Origin of the sequence: Pseudomonas sp. GM24, assembly GCF_000282235.1 — a bacterium.
Classification (GTDB): Bacteria; Pseudomonadota; Gammaproteobacteria; order Pseudomonadales; family Pseudomonadaceae; genus Aquipseudomonas.
This window is the reverse complement of sequence record NZ_AKJR01000081.1, coordinates 1-13530: the sequence shown is the minus strand read 5'-3', so window position 1 is coordinate 13530 and position 13530 is coordinate 1. Positions and strand designations below refer to the sequence as shown.

The 13530-nt window shown below is 60.3% G+C and carries 12 protein-coding genes; 2 read left to right on the top strand and 10 right to left on the bottom strand.

The window, feature by feature from the left end; genetic code table 11:
* Positions 1-26 precede the first annotated feature (26 nt).
* Genes PMI23_RS12120 through PMI23_RS12095 form a run of 6 tightly spaced genes read right to left on the bottom strand, consistent with a single transcriptional unit; the run spans position 27 to position 4260 of the window.
* Positions 27-1706 (bottom strand): acyl-CoA synthetase family protein, encoded by a 1680-nt coding sequence (locus PMI23_RS12120; RefSeq protein WP_007909499.1) that lies wholly within the window; start codon positions 1704-1706, stop codon positions 27-29.
* The gene (locus tag PMI23_RS12115; RefSeq protein ID WP_007909501.1) at positions 1703-2248 is read right to left on the bottom strand and encodes a hypothetical protein; all 546 of its coding nucleotides are present in this window, start codon (positions 2246-2248) and stop codon (positions 1703-1705) included. The genes PMI23_RS12120 and PMI23_RS12115 overlap by 4 nt, the downstream gene beginning before the upstream one ends.
* Positions 2245-2499 carry an acyl carrier protein gene (locus PMI23_RS12110; RefSeq protein ID WP_007909503.1) on the bottom strand — a complete coding sequence of 85 codons (255 nt, stop codon included), beginning with the start codon at positions 2497-2499 and terminating at the stop codon, positions 2245-2247. The genes PMI23_RS12115 and PMI23_RS12110 overlap by 4 nt, the downstream gene beginning before the upstream one ends.
* A gap of 9 nt (positions 2500-2508) precedes the next feature.
* Complete coding sequence (locus PMI23_RS12105; RefSeq protein WP_007909506.1) at positions 2509-2769, bottom strand: phosphopantetheine-binding protein; 261 nt, start codon at positions 2767-2769, stop codon at positions 2509-2511.
* Entirely contained in the window at positions 2750-3559 is an 810-nt protein-coding gene (locus PMI23_RS12100; protein ID WP_007909508.1) for a lysophospholipid acyltransferase family protein, read from the bottom strand. The genes PMI23_RS12105 and PMI23_RS12100 overlap by 20 nt, the downstream gene beginning before the upstream one ends.
* Positions 3535-4260, bottom strand: coding sequence for a beta-ketoacyl synthase chain length factor (locus PMI23_RS12095; RefSeq protein WP_007909510.1), 726 nt, complete (start codon positions 4258-4260; stop codon positions 3535-3537). Before PMI23_RS12095 ends, PMI23_RS12100 begins: the two co-directional genes overlap by 25 nt.
* A 357-nt stretch (positions 4261-4617) precedes the next feature.
* Between PMI23_RS12095 and PMI23_RS12090 the strand changes: the two genes are divergently transcribed.
* Positions 4618-5391: a ParA family protein gene (locus tag PMI23_RS12090; RefSeq protein WP_007909511.1), complete on the top strand. Its 774-nt coding sequence runs from the start codon at positions 4618-4620 to the stop codon at positions 5389-5391.
* Between the two features lie 128 nt (positions 5392-5519).
* Here the strand turns inward: PMI23_RS12090 and trxC are convergent, their stop codons facing one another.
* On the bottom strand, positions 5520-5954 hold the full coding sequence (gene trxC / locus PMI23_RS12085; RefSeq protein WP_007909512.1) for a thioredoxin TrxC: 435 nt from the start codon (positions 5952-5954) through the stop codon (positions 5520-5522).
* A 318-nt stretch (positions 5955-6272) separates the two neighbouring features.
* Here trxC and PMI23_RS12080 point away from each other — a divergent pair, with 318 nt between their 5' ends.
* A complete protein-coding gene (locus tag PMI23_RS12080) occupies positions 6273-6665 on the top strand; it encodes a helix-turn-helix domain-containing protein (protein WP_177321051.1) in 393 nt (130 codons plus the stop codon).
* Between the two features lie 7 nt (positions 6666-6672).
* Here PMI23_RS12080 and selO read toward each other — a convergent pair whose 3' ends face one another.
* The 3 genes from selO to PMI23_RS12065 are packed head-to-tail and all read right to left on the bottom strand — an operon-like array spanning position 6673 to position 13315.
* Positions 6673-8136 (bottom strand): protein adenylyltransferase SelO, encoded by a 1464-nt coding sequence (selO, locus tag PMI23_RS12075; RefSeq protein ID WP_007949840.1) that lies wholly within the window; start codon positions 8134-8136, stop codon positions 6673-6675.
* A gap of 48 nt (positions 8137-8184) precedes the next feature.
* The gene (mscK, locus tag PMI23_RS12070) at positions 8185-11538 is read right to left on the bottom strand and encodes a mechanosensitive channel MscK (protein ID WP_007909519.1); all 3354 of its coding nucleotides are present in this window, start codon (positions 11536-11538) and stop codon (positions 8185-8187) included.
* A gap of 34 nt (positions 11539-11572) precedes the next feature.
* Positions 11573-13315 (bottom strand): potassium/proton antiporter, encoded by a 1743-nt coding sequence (locus PMI23_RS12065; RefSeq protein WP_007909521.1) that lies wholly within the window; start codon positions 13313-13315, stop codon positions 11573-11575.
* Positions 13316-13530 lie beyond the last annotated feature (215 nt).

Here is a 13530-nt window from a genome sequence, read left to right as displayed (position 1 = left end):
GATTGAGTGCGCAGCACTCACGAAGGTCAACCATGCTCTGCACCCAAAAGGATCCGCCCACTGGAGCAGGTCGCCGTGTCATTGCGATAAGCGAAATACAACTTGCCGCGCTCCAGATCAAACCGCAGATGCAGCTGAATTTCATCTCCGGGCCGCACCAATTGCTGGAATTTCAGCACTTCCATACCGGCAAACGGGCCGGTCAGGTTGAGCAATTGGCGACCCAGGTTCAACGCCCATTCCACCTGCACCACGCCGGGCAATACCGGCGCCTTGGGGAAGTGGCCGCTGAAGTAGGCAAGGTCCGGTGGCACGCTCAGTTGCAGGCTCCACTCGCCAGCGCTTTCGACTTGTTCCAGCACCTCGGGCGCTTTCGGTCGCGGCGCCATCAACAGCGCTTCGATATCGACCTGCGGCAGCTTGCCTTGGCTGTTCAACGGCAATTGCCGCACCAGCCGCCAGCGTCGCGGCAAAGCCAGCGCTTCGCAGTGTTGGCGCAAATGCTGGCGCAGGGTTTCGGTCAGGTTGCGGCGGCCGTGTTCCCGCAAGGCAAACAGGCCGGCCTCGCTAAGCACCAGCAGTGCACCGAGGGAGGCGCGATTTTCCTGCACCACGCCGAGACGTGCTTCGGCGACCCAGTCATGGGTCACCAGCGCTTGTTCGAGCATGGGCAGAGAAATGCGTTTTTCTTCGAGTTTGACGATCCGGTCCAACCGCCCCAACAGTTCGAAACGACCATCGGCGGCGATGCGCGCTGCATCAGCGGTGTGCTCGACGTGTCCGGCAGGCAGGTAAGGTGAAGCGATCAGTAGAGCGCCGTCGTTATCCTGGCTCAGCTCGACACCGGCGAACGGTTGCCACAGTTGTTCACCCTGACGCCAGGCAATGCCGCCGGTTTCCGAGCTGCCGAGAATTTCCGTCGGCCACTGCTGCAAGCGCTGTTGCAGACTCTGCGCGGCCTCAAGCGGCAACGCCCCACCGGAGGAAAACACCCGGCGCACGGCGCTCAGGGCTGGCCAGTCGAGGTTGTCGCCCATGCGTTTGAGCAGCGCCGGGCTGGCGACCCAGGCGAAGGCCGGGTATTCGCGGCTGGCGCGCTGCATATCTTCCGGGAAGGCCAGTTGCTGTCGCACAAAAGCGCGCCCGGCGCACAGCGGCCACAGCACGCGAAACAGCAAACCGTAGATGTGTTGGGTGGCGACGCTGCCGATGATGCAGGCCTCACCGAGGTCCGTGCCCCACAGTTGCTCCAGTGCTTCAACTTCGTTGGCCAGTTGGCACAGGGTCTTGTCGATGCGCTTGGGCTCGCCGCTGGAGCCGGACGTGCACAGGCTCAGACGGCACCGGTCGAGATCCAGTTCGGCGCCGGGCAATGGCGGCTGATTAAAGTCGCTCAGTTGCGCGTCATCGGCATGATCCGTCAGCCACAGATCGACGTCAGCGGACCAACGCTGGCGGGTTTGCGCTTGCAGGTCCGAGGGCAGCAGCACGCTGACGCCGGCACGCCATGCGCCCAGCAAAGCGATGGCCAGTTCGGCGGCGTCCTCAAGATGCACAGCCAGGCGCTTCACGCCCTGCGCTTGCAGACCGGCGGCAATGCTCAGCGCCTGTTCGCACAGGTGCGCGTGATCGAGGGCCGGTGCGTGGCTGATGGCCCGCGCCGGCACAGGCTTGAGCAACAGCTGCTCAAGTTTTATCCAATTCATGTGCGGCCTCTTACCCGTTGTCGTATCAGCCATTCAATGGCAAACATCAGGCCGATCAATCCATAGGAGATCAGGCCGGTGTACAACATCCACCAATTCAGCGGCGCCCACAGGGTCAGGAGGGCGGCGCACAAACCGTTGCAGAAGAAAAACACGCTCCAGGCCACCGTGACCTTTCGCGTATAGCGAATCGCAATGTCCGGCAACTCTGGCTCACGCAAGCGCGCCAGGCGCTCGACCATCGGCGGACCGAATTTCAGGCTCAGGCTGAACAGCACCAGCATGAAACCGCTGATCAGCACCGGATACCAGCGCAGCAACAGCGGGCTGTCGAACAGCGCCAGCAGCAGGCAGAACACAATGGCCACGCCAGCCATCCACAGGCTGCCGGGCTTGCGCTCGCCGGTCAGCGCCCGTGCCAGCCAGAGACTGCCCAACAGCAGGCCGAACTGCCACGGAGCAAAATGCTCCATGCCGAAATACACCGCAAAGGGATACAGCAGACCGGCCAGCAGCAGGCCGAGGCCGATCAGTCGGCTCATGCGGCCGGTTGAACCAGACGGTAGACCGCCTCGACCACGTCACCGACCGTGCGTACCGATTTGAATTCTTCGGCGGCAATTTTCTTGCCGGTCTGGCGCTTGATGTGATCGATCAGATCGACCGCGTCGATGCTGTCGATTTCCAGATCCTGATACAGATTGGACTCCAGGCTCACACGGGCAGGATCCAGTTCGAACAGCTCGACCAAGGCATCGCGCAGGGTGTTGAAAATATCGTCACGAGTTTGCATGGTCCGGTCTCAAGCTGCCTGTTTTGCCGTGACGAACGCCGCAAGGCTGGCCACGTTGGTGAAATGGTTACGGGTGTCTTTGGCGTCGGCGTCGATCTTGATGCCGTATTTCTTCTGGATGGCCAGGCCCAGTTCCAGCGCGTCGACGGAATCCAGGCCTAGGCCTTCGCCGAACAGCGTCTGCTCGTCGCCAATGTCGTCGACGCTGATGTCTTCGAGGCCGAGGGCATCGATGATCAGCAGTTTGATGTCACGGTGCAGATCGCTCATCTTCGGCGAGCTCCTTAATGAAATAGGTGTGCAAATAATCGTTGAGCTTGCGCGAGGCTTGCGGTGCGGGTCCCTGCGCGGCGAAAGTCTGTGGGTCTATATCGGCCCCGACGCGAAAACTGAAGTGCACGCGGCGGCGGGGGATCCGATACCAGGGTTCGGCTTTGGTCAGTGTGGTCGGGCTGACCTTGATGACCACCGGCGTGAGGATTTTCGCACCGCGCAGGGCAATTGCCGCAGCGCCCCGATGGAAGGCTGGCGCCTGCCCCGGCTGGGTGCGCGTGCCTTCCGGGAAAATGATCAGGGTCTGGCCGTTTTGCAAGGATTGGGCGGCCGCATCGAGCATGTCCATGCTGCCGTCGTTGCTGATGTATTCAGTGCTGCGCAACGGGCCACGGGTGAAAGGGTTTTCCCACAGGCTTTTCTTCACCACGCAATTGGCCTGGCGCACCAGACCGATCAGGAACACCACGTCGATCAGCGAAGGATGGTTGGCAATGATCATCTGCCCGGGGCGGCCGAGACGTTCGGCGCCCTGAATGTCATAGGTCAGCACGCCGGTCCGGGCCATGAACCGCACGAAGAACCAGAACAGCCGACTGACGGTCTCCCTCGCGCGTTGGCGATGCGAGACGGCGTCACCGGGCAGGCAACCCAACAACGGAAACACCAGCACACGCAGGCACAGCCCGCCTAGCCCGAACAGGGCAAAGCTTGCGGCGGTGGCCAGCAGGCGCCAGTAATAGGCATCGCGGTTTTTTTCGGTCACGGGTTGCGTTGCCAGGTCCATACACGATTTTTCCAGGCATGTTGGCAAAGGGGTTGCTGGCCGAGCAGGGTGCGCAACAGATTAAGCGCGTGAGGCCAGTGCGCTTTTGACCGTGTTTCTGTGGCGCTGTTCAGGGTCAGCCGCCAGTCGGTACCGGGGGTGAGCAAAAGACCGAGTGCGTAGGGAAACGGCACATCATCGATCCACGCCGAATAGGCTTCGGGCGGTTGTTCTTCGGTGATCACCAGCAGCACTGCCGGAGCGCCTTCGTTGAGCAGGGCAGCGGCTTCCAGCATGCCGTGCTCAAGGCCGTCGCCAGCAGCAGCGAGGGCGGTCATTTCGCTGGTTTCACCGCGCATGATCGACCACAGGCCGATGATCGCGTTGTGCACCGACAGGCTGAACTGCGTCGGTGACAGCGGCTGTTCGTTGGCCAGATCGCTGAGGATCTCGTAGGTACGCGGGGTTTCGCCGTGACGCGAAACAAACACCAGCGGCAGATTCTCCCGTCCGTCGGCGAGGGGCCAGCCAACGCTGAACGCCATGCGTGCCAGTCGGCTGAGGCGACGGCGCTGCATGGCCGGCAAAAACGACACATCGGGCGCGGCATCACTGCGCTGGAGCACGACCGGTTGTCGGCTCCAGGCCTGCCAGGCGTCCACGCCGTCGAGGCCTGGGGCCCACGCGCGCCATTGGGCGATGTTGAAGTTGATCACGGACATTCATCCCGCCCCTGCGGGCTTTTGTTGACGCATTGAGTCGGCCCAAGCCGCGGCAGGCTTGACGTGGCGCAGGGCGCCGAGTGGCGCGCATTATCCCGGTGAGAGGAGTGTGTAGCAAATGCTGGTTACATTTTGCGCAATGAAATGTACCGAATGGTTCGCAAGAAAACTGTCACTTGGCCATTATCCAGGTTGTCGGCGGCTTGTCTGTCGGGTATCTCGGCGATCAATGGCGGTTTTTACCCTAGCTGTCCGTGGATTTTTGCTCCTGACTCTGTAGTCCGCGTCCATGAAGGTAGCGAAGCAACGTCGCGCACATCTACACTCGGTCATTCTTTGATACACGGAGGTTTGGTCATGCGGCGCGTGGTGTTCAATCAGAAAGGTGGCGTAGGCAAGTCGAGCATTGCCTGCAATCTGGCGGCGGTCAGCGCCAGCGAGGGTTATCGCACGCTGTTGGTCGATCTCGATGCCCAGGCCAACTCCACTCAGTATCTGACCGGGCTCACCGGCGACGACATCCCGATGGGTATTGCCGACTTCTTCAAACAGACCCTGTCTTCCGGCCCGTTCTCGAAAAAGAATCAGGCGGACATCTACGAAACCCCGTTCGACAACCTGCACATCATCACCGCGACTGCCGAATTGGCCGACCTGCAGCCCAAGCTTGAGGCCAAGCACAAGATCAACAAGCTGCGTAAGTTGCTCGACGAGTTGTCCGAGGATTACGACCGGATTTACCTCGATACGCCGCCAGCGCTGAATTTCTACGCGGTATCGGCGCTGATTGCCGCTGATCGCGTGTTGATTCCTTTTGATTGCGACAGCTTCTCCCGTCAGGCTCTGTACGGCCTGATCGCGGAAATCGAGGAGTTGAAGGACGACCACAACGAAGGTCTGGAAGTCGAAGGCATCGTGGTCAACCAGTTCCAGGCCCGGGCTAGCCTGCCGCAGCAGATTCTCGATGAGCTGATTGCCGAAGGTTTACCGGTACTGCCGGTGTATCTGACCAGTTCGGTGCGCATGCGCGAATCACACCAGGCCAGCATGCCGCTGATCCACCTCGATCCCCGGCACAAGCTGACCCAGCAATTCGTCGAACTGCACAATTTGCTCGAAGATCACTCTTGAGCTACGCAGATCCCCCAGATCCCCTGTAGGAGTGAGCCTGCTCGCGATAGCTTCCTTTCAGTCACTCAAGTGTTGGCTGACAGGACGCTATCGCGAGCAGGCTCACTCCTACATTGTTTGACGGTGTGTCAGATACCCTGACTACGCAGCCACGCGATCAACTGCGGCAACGGAAACGCACCACTCTGCCGCGCCACTTCCTTTCCGTTCTTGAACAGAATCAAACTCGGAATCGAACGAATCCCCAACTGCGCCGACAACTGCTGATTCGCCTCGCTATCAAGCTTGGCCAAGCGGCACTTGCCCGCCAGTTGCGCCGCCGCCTGCTCGAACACCGGCGCAAACGACTTGCACGGCCCACACCATTCCGCCCAGACATCCACCAGCAACGGCAGATCACCCTTGATCTGACTGGCGTAATCGCCTTGCTTGAGATCGAAGGGTTTGTTCAGCAGCACAGCGGATTTGCAGCGTCCGCACTTGGGCTGGTCCGCAAGGCGCTCGGCGGGGATGCGGTTGAGGCCGTTGCAGGAGGGGCAGGGGATGAGGAGTGGTTCGGACATGATGGGCTCTCAGGCAGGAAGTCTATGAGACTGATCTGGAGGCAAAGTCGCGATTATCAAGGAATTGATCTGTAGGTCATTACCTTCCTCAGTTGAGGAAAGGGCCTACGCACGTCTGCGCGGAGGCTGACTATCTGTATTTTTATCTAATCGGTCATCTTGTTCAGACCTGAGCGAAATACCATTCCTATGACCGCCAAGACAGTTAAACGCCTTCCACTCTCGGAGCTTTTGAAGGGCTCTGAATATCTAAAATTCTTAAATGCCCAAACGGTTTTTTCTCTCGCCGGGAGCTCTGTTGGATTTGAGAATGTTTGGATTGATTCCGGCGCGGACCAAAACCCGGGTTTGTTTCCTCGCTCGCTGCATCGGCCAGAAAACGAAGACGACTACGATGCTTTGGTATTGGCAGTCGACGAACTGCTGGAAATTACCGGCGATGATGAGTCGCACCCGTTGATGAGCCTGGTCGACATCATCGGTGACTGGATCGAAGAATTGGATCACACCCATCACCCCATGGCCCAGGCAAGTGGCGAAGAGGTTCTCGGTTACATGATGCGTGAACACGGCCTGACTCAGAGCGACTTGCCGGGTGTTGGTACTCAGTCGGTTGTGTCGGAGATTTTGAACGGCAAGCGCAAGCTTAACTTGCGCCAGATTCGTTGGTTGGCAGAGCGCTTCAATGTGCCAATCGATGTGTTTACCTGATGTTGGTTCAGGAAGAACAACTGATCTCCAAATGCTTGCCCCACTCCGGCGGCCGCTCTGCATAAGCCTCCATCCCCGGCTGCTGCTCAAACGGCTTGCTCAACACTGCGTGCAGCCGGCGTACCTCTGAGTAATCCCCCTGCTCAGCCGCATCGATGGCTTTTTGCGCCAGATAATTGCGCAGGATGTACAGCGGATTGACTGCATGCATCCGCGCTCGGCGCTGCTCTTGATCGGCGTCGCCATCGCGGGCAACCCGGGCGACGTAGCGTTCGCCCCAGGCATCAAAGCCCTTGATGTCGACGAAATCGTCGCGCAAACGGGCGACGGCCTGTTCGGCGGATTCTTCACCGAGTCGGCGGAAGAACAGCGTGTAGTCGACGCCGCTGTTCTGCATCAGTTGCAGCAGGTCTTCCAGCAACTTCTGGTCGTCTTCCTCGGCGGTGGTGAATCCGAAGCGGCGGCGCATCAGGTCGAGGTAGTGCGCCTGGAACAATGGCAGGTACAAGCCGAGGGTTTCACGCAGGGCTTCGACGCTGATGAACGGCGTCAACGCTTGAGCCAATGCACTTAGGTTCCACTGGCCGACCGGCACCTGATTGCTGAACGAGTAACGCCCCTGATCATCCGAATGGTTGCAGATGAAGTTGGCGTCGAAATCGTCGAGGAAGGCGAACGGGCCGAAGTCGAAAGTGATGCCGAGGATCGACATGTTGTCGGTGTTCATCACGCCGTGGCAGAAACCGTAGGCCTGCCATTTGGCAATCAGTTCGGCGTTGCGTTCGACGATTTCGCGGAACATCGCCAGATACGGTTCAGGTTGTTCCCGGCATTCGGGGAAGTGCATCGCCAACACGTGTTCGCCGAGCTGCTTCTGCTGCTCGGGGCGCTTGGTGTAATAGAAGTATTCGAAGTGGCCGAAGCGGATGTGGCTCGGCGCCAGACGCAGGACCATCGCTGCGCGTTCCTGCTTTTCGCGCCAGACCGGGGTGTCGGAACCGATCACGCACGCCGCGCGCGACGAAGGAATGTTCAGCGCGTATAGCGCCTCGGAAGCAAGGAACTCGCGGATCGACGAACGCAGCACCGCACGGCCATCGCCCATGCGCGAAAACGGCGTCTGCCCGGCACCCTTCAGGTGCAAATCCCAATGCTCGCCGGCAGTGTTGTAGACCTCCCCGAGCAGCAGCCCGCGACCATCGCCGAGTTGTGGCGTGTAACCGCCGAACTGATGCCCGGAATAGATCATCGCCCGCGGCTCGGCATCGGCCCATAGCTTGTGGCCGCCAAACAGTTCGGCAAATTCGTTGGTTTCGGCGGTCGTCGGATCGAGATCGAGCAATGCCAGGGCCGCCGGGCTCGCCACGACCAGACGCGGATTGTCGATCGGCTCGGGCAGCACGTGGGCGGAGAACGCATCGCCCAGGTGGGCGAAGTGATTGTCGAAGGTCAGTTCGTCGAGGGCTTTCAAGGGCCGGCTCCAGCAGAATGTCCGAGCATTCTGCTGGGATTAGACCGGTTAGTCGAGTTTGGCCGGCGGCGGCTCTTGCAACGGTTTCTGATCGTCGGCAATCGGCACGATGGTTTTCGTTTCCGGCTCGATCGGCACCATCTTGTATTCCTGTCCGTGCAGGTTCTTCAGATAAACCTCCATCTGGCGGAACGAGATGTTGATGTGCTGCTTCTTGAACTCGCGGTTGATAAAGCGGTTGACCTCATCGAGCACCGGGTTGCGGTCACCGAGGTCGCGCACGTGCATGCGCAACTCGTGGTCGAGGGTGCTTTCGCCGAAGTTGAGGAAGTACACATGCGGCTCGGGTTCCTTGAGCACGCGCGGGTTCTCGCGGGCAGCTTTGAGCAGCAGTTCCTTGACCAGATCGAGATCGGAGCCGTAGTCGACGCCGAGTTTCAGCGTGACGCGGGTGATGGTGTCGGTCAGCGACCAGTTGATCAATTGCCCGGTGATGAACGTCTTGTTCGGGACAATGATGTCCTTGCGGTCGAAGTCGGTGATGGTCGTGGCGCGGATGCGGATCTTGCTCACCGTGCCTGAGAGGTTGCCGATGGTGATGGTGTCACCGATCCGCACCGGGCGTTCGAAGAGGATCATGATGCCGGAGATGAAGTTTGCAAAAATCTCCTGCATGCCGAAACCGAGGCCGACCGACAGCGCCGCCACCAGCCATTGCAACTTGTCCCAACTCACGCCCAGCGTCGACAGGGTCGAGACGAAGCCAACGCCGGCAATCACATACGACAGCAGCGTCGTGGTCGCATAGGCACTGCCCTGCGCGAGATTGAGCTTGGACAGCACGAACACTTCGAGCAGGCCCGGCAAGTTGCGCGCCAGAGCAAAGGTGATGCCGATGATGATCAGCGCACCAAGCATGTCGCCGATGCTGATCGGCACCATGCTCATGTTGGCGCCGGTGCCGCTGGTGTATTCGTAGAGGGTGATGTTGTCGAGGTACGAGAACACCGAGATCAGGTCCGACCAGACCCAGTACAGCGCGGCGATGAAGCCGCCGAGCAGGGCCAGGCGGATCAGGCGCAAGGACTGTTCGTTGACCTTTTCGATATCCAGCGTTGGCTCTTCGATCACCGCTTCGCCGTCGCCGGCTTCTTTCGCCGCCTGACGTTTAGCCAGGGCGCGCTGGTAGGCCAGGCGCCGCGCTGCAACGCTCAGGCCACGGACGAAGGTGGCTTCGATCACCAGCCAGAACATCAGCAGGTACAGGGTGTTGATCAGTCGGTCACTGAGTTTCAGGGCGGTGTAGTAGTAGCCGAAACATACAGCGACAAAAAGCGCGATCGGCAGCAGGGTGAACATCACGCCGACGGCTTTGCGGAACAGCGAGGCGTTTTCGTGGGCCGGGCTGCTGATCAGCAAGCGACTGAGCAGCCATGCCATCAACGCGTAGCAGGTCAGCACCACTGGCATGCCGAGTACATCGTCGGCGAGCGCCGCCGGTTGCAATTCGGCGACCGCCACCACGGCCACCAGCGCCATGACCACCAGCCCGAGCCGGCGTACCCAGCCCTGAAGGAATTCGACCTGGGGTTTTTCCCAGCGAAAGTGCAATTCGGCCACACCGCCGGGCGCAAGGATTCGATAGGCGGTGTAGAACACCAGCCACGCCTGACCCATCTGCAGGAGCGCTGCGCCCATGTTGGCGTTCTGGCCGCGCGCGTCGATCTGCAAGGCCAGTCCGCACAAGGCGAGGCCCAGCGCCACCGGCATCGCCAGCAGAATATTGATCAGAATGGCCTGCGGTGTGTGCCACTGGCTGTCGCGTTTGAAATGGCCGATGTCCTGGTGAACCTTGTTCAGGCGACCGTAGAGACTTTTGCGGCGCCACAGCAGTGCGCCGATCAGCAATGCCAGAGGCAGAAACAGCAGTGGTCGCTGGGTCAGGCCGTCGGTCAGCTCGCTCAGGCTGGAGGCCCACGGCAGTGTGTCAACCTGACGTTTCAACCGCTCCGGTACACCCCGCATCCACTCCAGATCCAGCGGCTTGTTGCTGGGAATCCAGAACATTTGCTCATCGAGGGTCGCACGCAGGCTCTGCGCGGTGCTCAGCAGTTGTTTCTGGTTGAGTTGCAGGGTGATCGATTCGTTGAGCATCGAGCTCAATTCGCGGTTCAGGCGCTCCAGCAGATCGACGCGGGTGTTGGCCAGATCCAGCAGGCTTTTACGCAACTGCGGGGTGACTTGTTCCGGCGGCTGAGTGGCCAGCAGGCTGTCGACATAGGACGCCGGATTGCTCAACAGTTCACGCTGCTGGCTGACGTCGAACTGATACAGGCGAATGTCGGCGATCTGATCCGCCAGATCACGATCGACCTTGAGTCGTGGCAGGGCTTGTTTCTGTTTGTAGAGAATCTTCGACAGCAACAGGCTGCCCTTGAGCACGTTGATCTGCTCATCGAGGGCCGCATCGCTCTGGGTCAGGGAGTCGAGTTGCTGCTTGGTCTGCAGGTTCTGCTGGGTGACTTCGTTGAGGCGGTCGGTGCTTTTGAGCAGATAGTCGGAGAGCTTGAGGTTGGCTGAGCTCTCAGTGGCGAGCAAGCTGCTGCTGCCGGCCTTTTGCGCTTCGATCGACTGCTGGGTCACGGTTTCCTGCGACTGCGCCAGACGTTTCTGATTGATCAGCGTCTGCAGTTCCTGGATCTCGCGGTCGAGGCGGTCGGATTTCTCCGAGAGCAGGTCATGCTGGGCGTTGCCCAGATCCTGCAACTGGCTGTTGCCGGCCAGCTCCTGGCGGCGTAAAGGGATCAGCGCGTTCAGCGCTGCGAGTTCCGCGTTCAACTGATCACGTTGCTCGCTGCTGACGGTCTTGCCGGCGTCCTTGCCGGACTTGAGGATGTTGTTGATCTGCTGGATGCGCGTCTGGCTGGCGGAAATTTCCGCCTGGGCGCGCTCGGGACGGGTCTGGGCAGTGATGATCAGACTGTTGGCGTCGGCCAGCGCTTTTTGCAGATCGCTTTGCTGGGTCGAGCGATCCGTCAGGATCTGCTCCAGCTGTTGGATCGACTCCTTGGGAAAACGCTGTGCCACCGGCACGACCGCCGTGGCCTTTAGGCGCGTCAGTTCGCGAGTGTTTTCGATCGTCTGCTTCGGCGCCGTGGCTAGCTGCTGTTTGAGGTCGATCAGCTTTTGTGCGTAATCACGCTGATTGTTCAGTTGAGTCAGCGTGCTCTGCAAGATGGTTTGCAGGGCCTTTTTATCGGCATCTGGCAGTTTGCTGTCGGCCAGCTTGTCGAGACTGGCCTGCACGGCGTCGCTGGACGGTGGTTCGGCGGCGTACAGCGGGCCGACAGTGAGACTCAGGCCCAGCAGGGCCGCGGCGAAAAAGGAGCGCAGGGTAGGCATAGAGACCGGTCAAGCAAGTGAGAGTGGACGCAGTTTAGAGGAAGAGCCCGGGGCCCGGGCGACTTCCTTCGGGGAATCTGACGCCCACTTTGCCGATCTTGTTCCCGTCCATGACCGCAACCGTCCAGTGGGTGTTGTTCCACTCCACCTGGTCGCCGACGATGGGTGCGCCACCGACTTTGTGGGCGATGAAGGCGCCCAGGGTCATGTCCGGATCAATACCCTCGGCCGGCAGGCCATAGAGTGCGGCAACCGCTTTAAGCTGGGCGTCTCCTTCAAGCACGAAATCACCGAAGAAGCGCAGATCGAGACCGCGCTGCGGCGCTTGGCTGAACAGTTTTCCGAGGGCGCCGAGGTTGTGTTCATGGCCGATAACACACAGTAAATCATCGACTTCCAGCACCGTACTACCCGACGGATGGAGCAGTTGCTGGCCACGAAACAGGGCGGCGATACGTGTGCCTTCGGGCATTTTCAGTTCGCGCAGGGGCGAACCGATGCACCATTTCTCCGCACCGAGCTTGTAAACGAACAGCTCCCATTCGCTGGTGACGTGGACTTCCAGCGCCGCCCGGGAAATCGGCGCAGGCTCCGGCGGTACCGTGACTTTCAGCAGCTTGGCGACCCACGGCAGGCTCGTGCCCTGCACCAGCAGCGACACCAGCACGATAAAGAACGCGAGGTTGAAGTACAGCTGCGCATTCGGCAGCCCGGCCATCAGCGGGAACACCGCGAGAATGATCGGTACCGCGCCGCGCAGGCCAACCCAGGAAATAAAGGCTTTTTCGCGACCGTGGAAGGCCTTGAACGGTAGCAGGCCGACCATCACCGACAGCGGCCGCGCAAACAGAATCATCCACAGCGCCAGACCGAGAGCGGGCAGGGCGATCGGCAGCAAATCGTGCGGCGTCACCAGCAGGCCGAGCACCAGGAACATGCCGATTTGCGCCAGCCAGGCCATGCCGTCGAGCATATGCAGAATGCCGTGGCGGCTGCGCACCGGGCGGTTGCCGATGACCAGACCGCACAGATAAACGGCGAGGAAGCCGCTGCCGTGCAGGGCGTTGGTCAACGCGAACACCACCAGCCCGCCGGCGATTACCAGAATCGGATACAGACCGGCAGCGAGGTTGATGCGGTTAACCAGTTGCAGCATCAGCCAGCCACCGCCGAGACCGATCACACCGCCGATGCCGAACTCGCGGATCAGATGGGTCAACAGGCTCCAGTGCAGGCCGGTCTGGCCGCTGGCGAGCATGTCGATCAAGGTCACGGTGAGAAACACCGCCATCGGGTCGTTGCTGCCGGATTCGATTTCCAGGCTGGCCGTCACCCGTTCGTTCAGGCCTTTGCCACCAAGCAACGAGAACACCGCTGCGGCGTCGGTTGAGCCAACGATGGCGCCGATCAGCAGGCCTTGAATCAGATTGAGGTCGAACAGCCATGCCGCTGCCATGCCGGTCAGGCCAGTGGTAATCAACACCCCGACCGTGGCCAGCGATAACGCCGGCCATAGCGCCACGCGGAAACTCGACACCCTCGTGCGCAAACCTCCGTCGAGGAGGATCACCGCCAGTGCGAGGTTGCCGACCAGATAGGCCGTCGGGTAGTTATCGAAAATGATCCCGCCGCCATCGACCCCGGCGGCCATGCCGACTGCAAGAATAATGACCAGAATCGGGATGCCGAGACGGGAGGAGAGGGAGCTGACGAGAATGCTTGCGCCTACCAGCAACGCGCCGATCAAGAACAGGCTGTTGATGGTCGTCGCATTCAAAGGCAGTACTCCAGAAGCGTAAAGACGGGCACAAACTGACCATGCAGTCTGCGTGCCAGCGATTCTAACCTGTTGAAATGTGATGCTGTCAAAAAGGTTTTTCAGTGTGGCATCAGGTTTTGTGTTCGGCGGGCGATTGCTGCCCTCACCCTAACCCTCTCCCGGAGGGAGAGGGAACTGATCGAGGTGTTTGTGCGAGGTACGCCGACCTGAAA

Bases quoted from the DNA above. Each gene is read 5' to 3' on its own strand.
- PMI23_RS12120 (WP_007909499.1), bottom strand. From the start codon at position 1,706: ATGAATTGGATAAAACTTGAGCAGCTGTTGCTCAAGCCTGTGCCGGCG.
- PMI23_RS12105 (WP_007909506.1), bottom strand. From the start codon at position 2,769: ATGAGCGATCTGCACCGTGACATCAAACTGCTGATCATCGATGCCCTC.
- PMI23_RS12115 (WP_007909501.1), bottom strand. From the start codon at position 2,248: ATGAGCCGACTGATCGGCCTCGGCCTGCTGCTGGCCGGTCTGCTGTAT.
- trxC (WP_007909512.1), bottom strand. From the start codon at position 5,954: ATGTCCGAACCACTCCTCATCCCCTGCCCCTCCTGCAACGGCCTCAAC.
- PMI23_RS12095 (WP_007909510.1), bottom strand. From the start codon at position 4,260: ATGTCCGTGATCAACTTCAACATCGCCCAATGGCGCGCGTGGGCCCCA.
- PMI23_RS12100 (WP_007909508.1), bottom strand. From the start codon at position 3,559: ATGGACCTGGCAACGCAACCCGTGACCGAAAAAAACCGCGATGCCTAT.
- PMI23_RS12090 (WP_007909511.1), top strand. From the start codon at position 4,618: ATGCGGCGCGTGGTGTTCAATCAGAAAGGTGGCGTAGGCAAGTCGAGC.
- mscK (WP_007909519.1), bottom strand. From the start codon at position 11,538: ATGCCTACCCTGCGCTCCTTTTTCGCCGCGGCCCTGCTGGGCCTGAGT.
- PMI23_RS12110 (WP_007909503.1), bottom strand. From the start codon at position 2,499: ATGCAAACTCGTGACGATATTTTCAACACCCTGCGCGATGCCTTGGTC.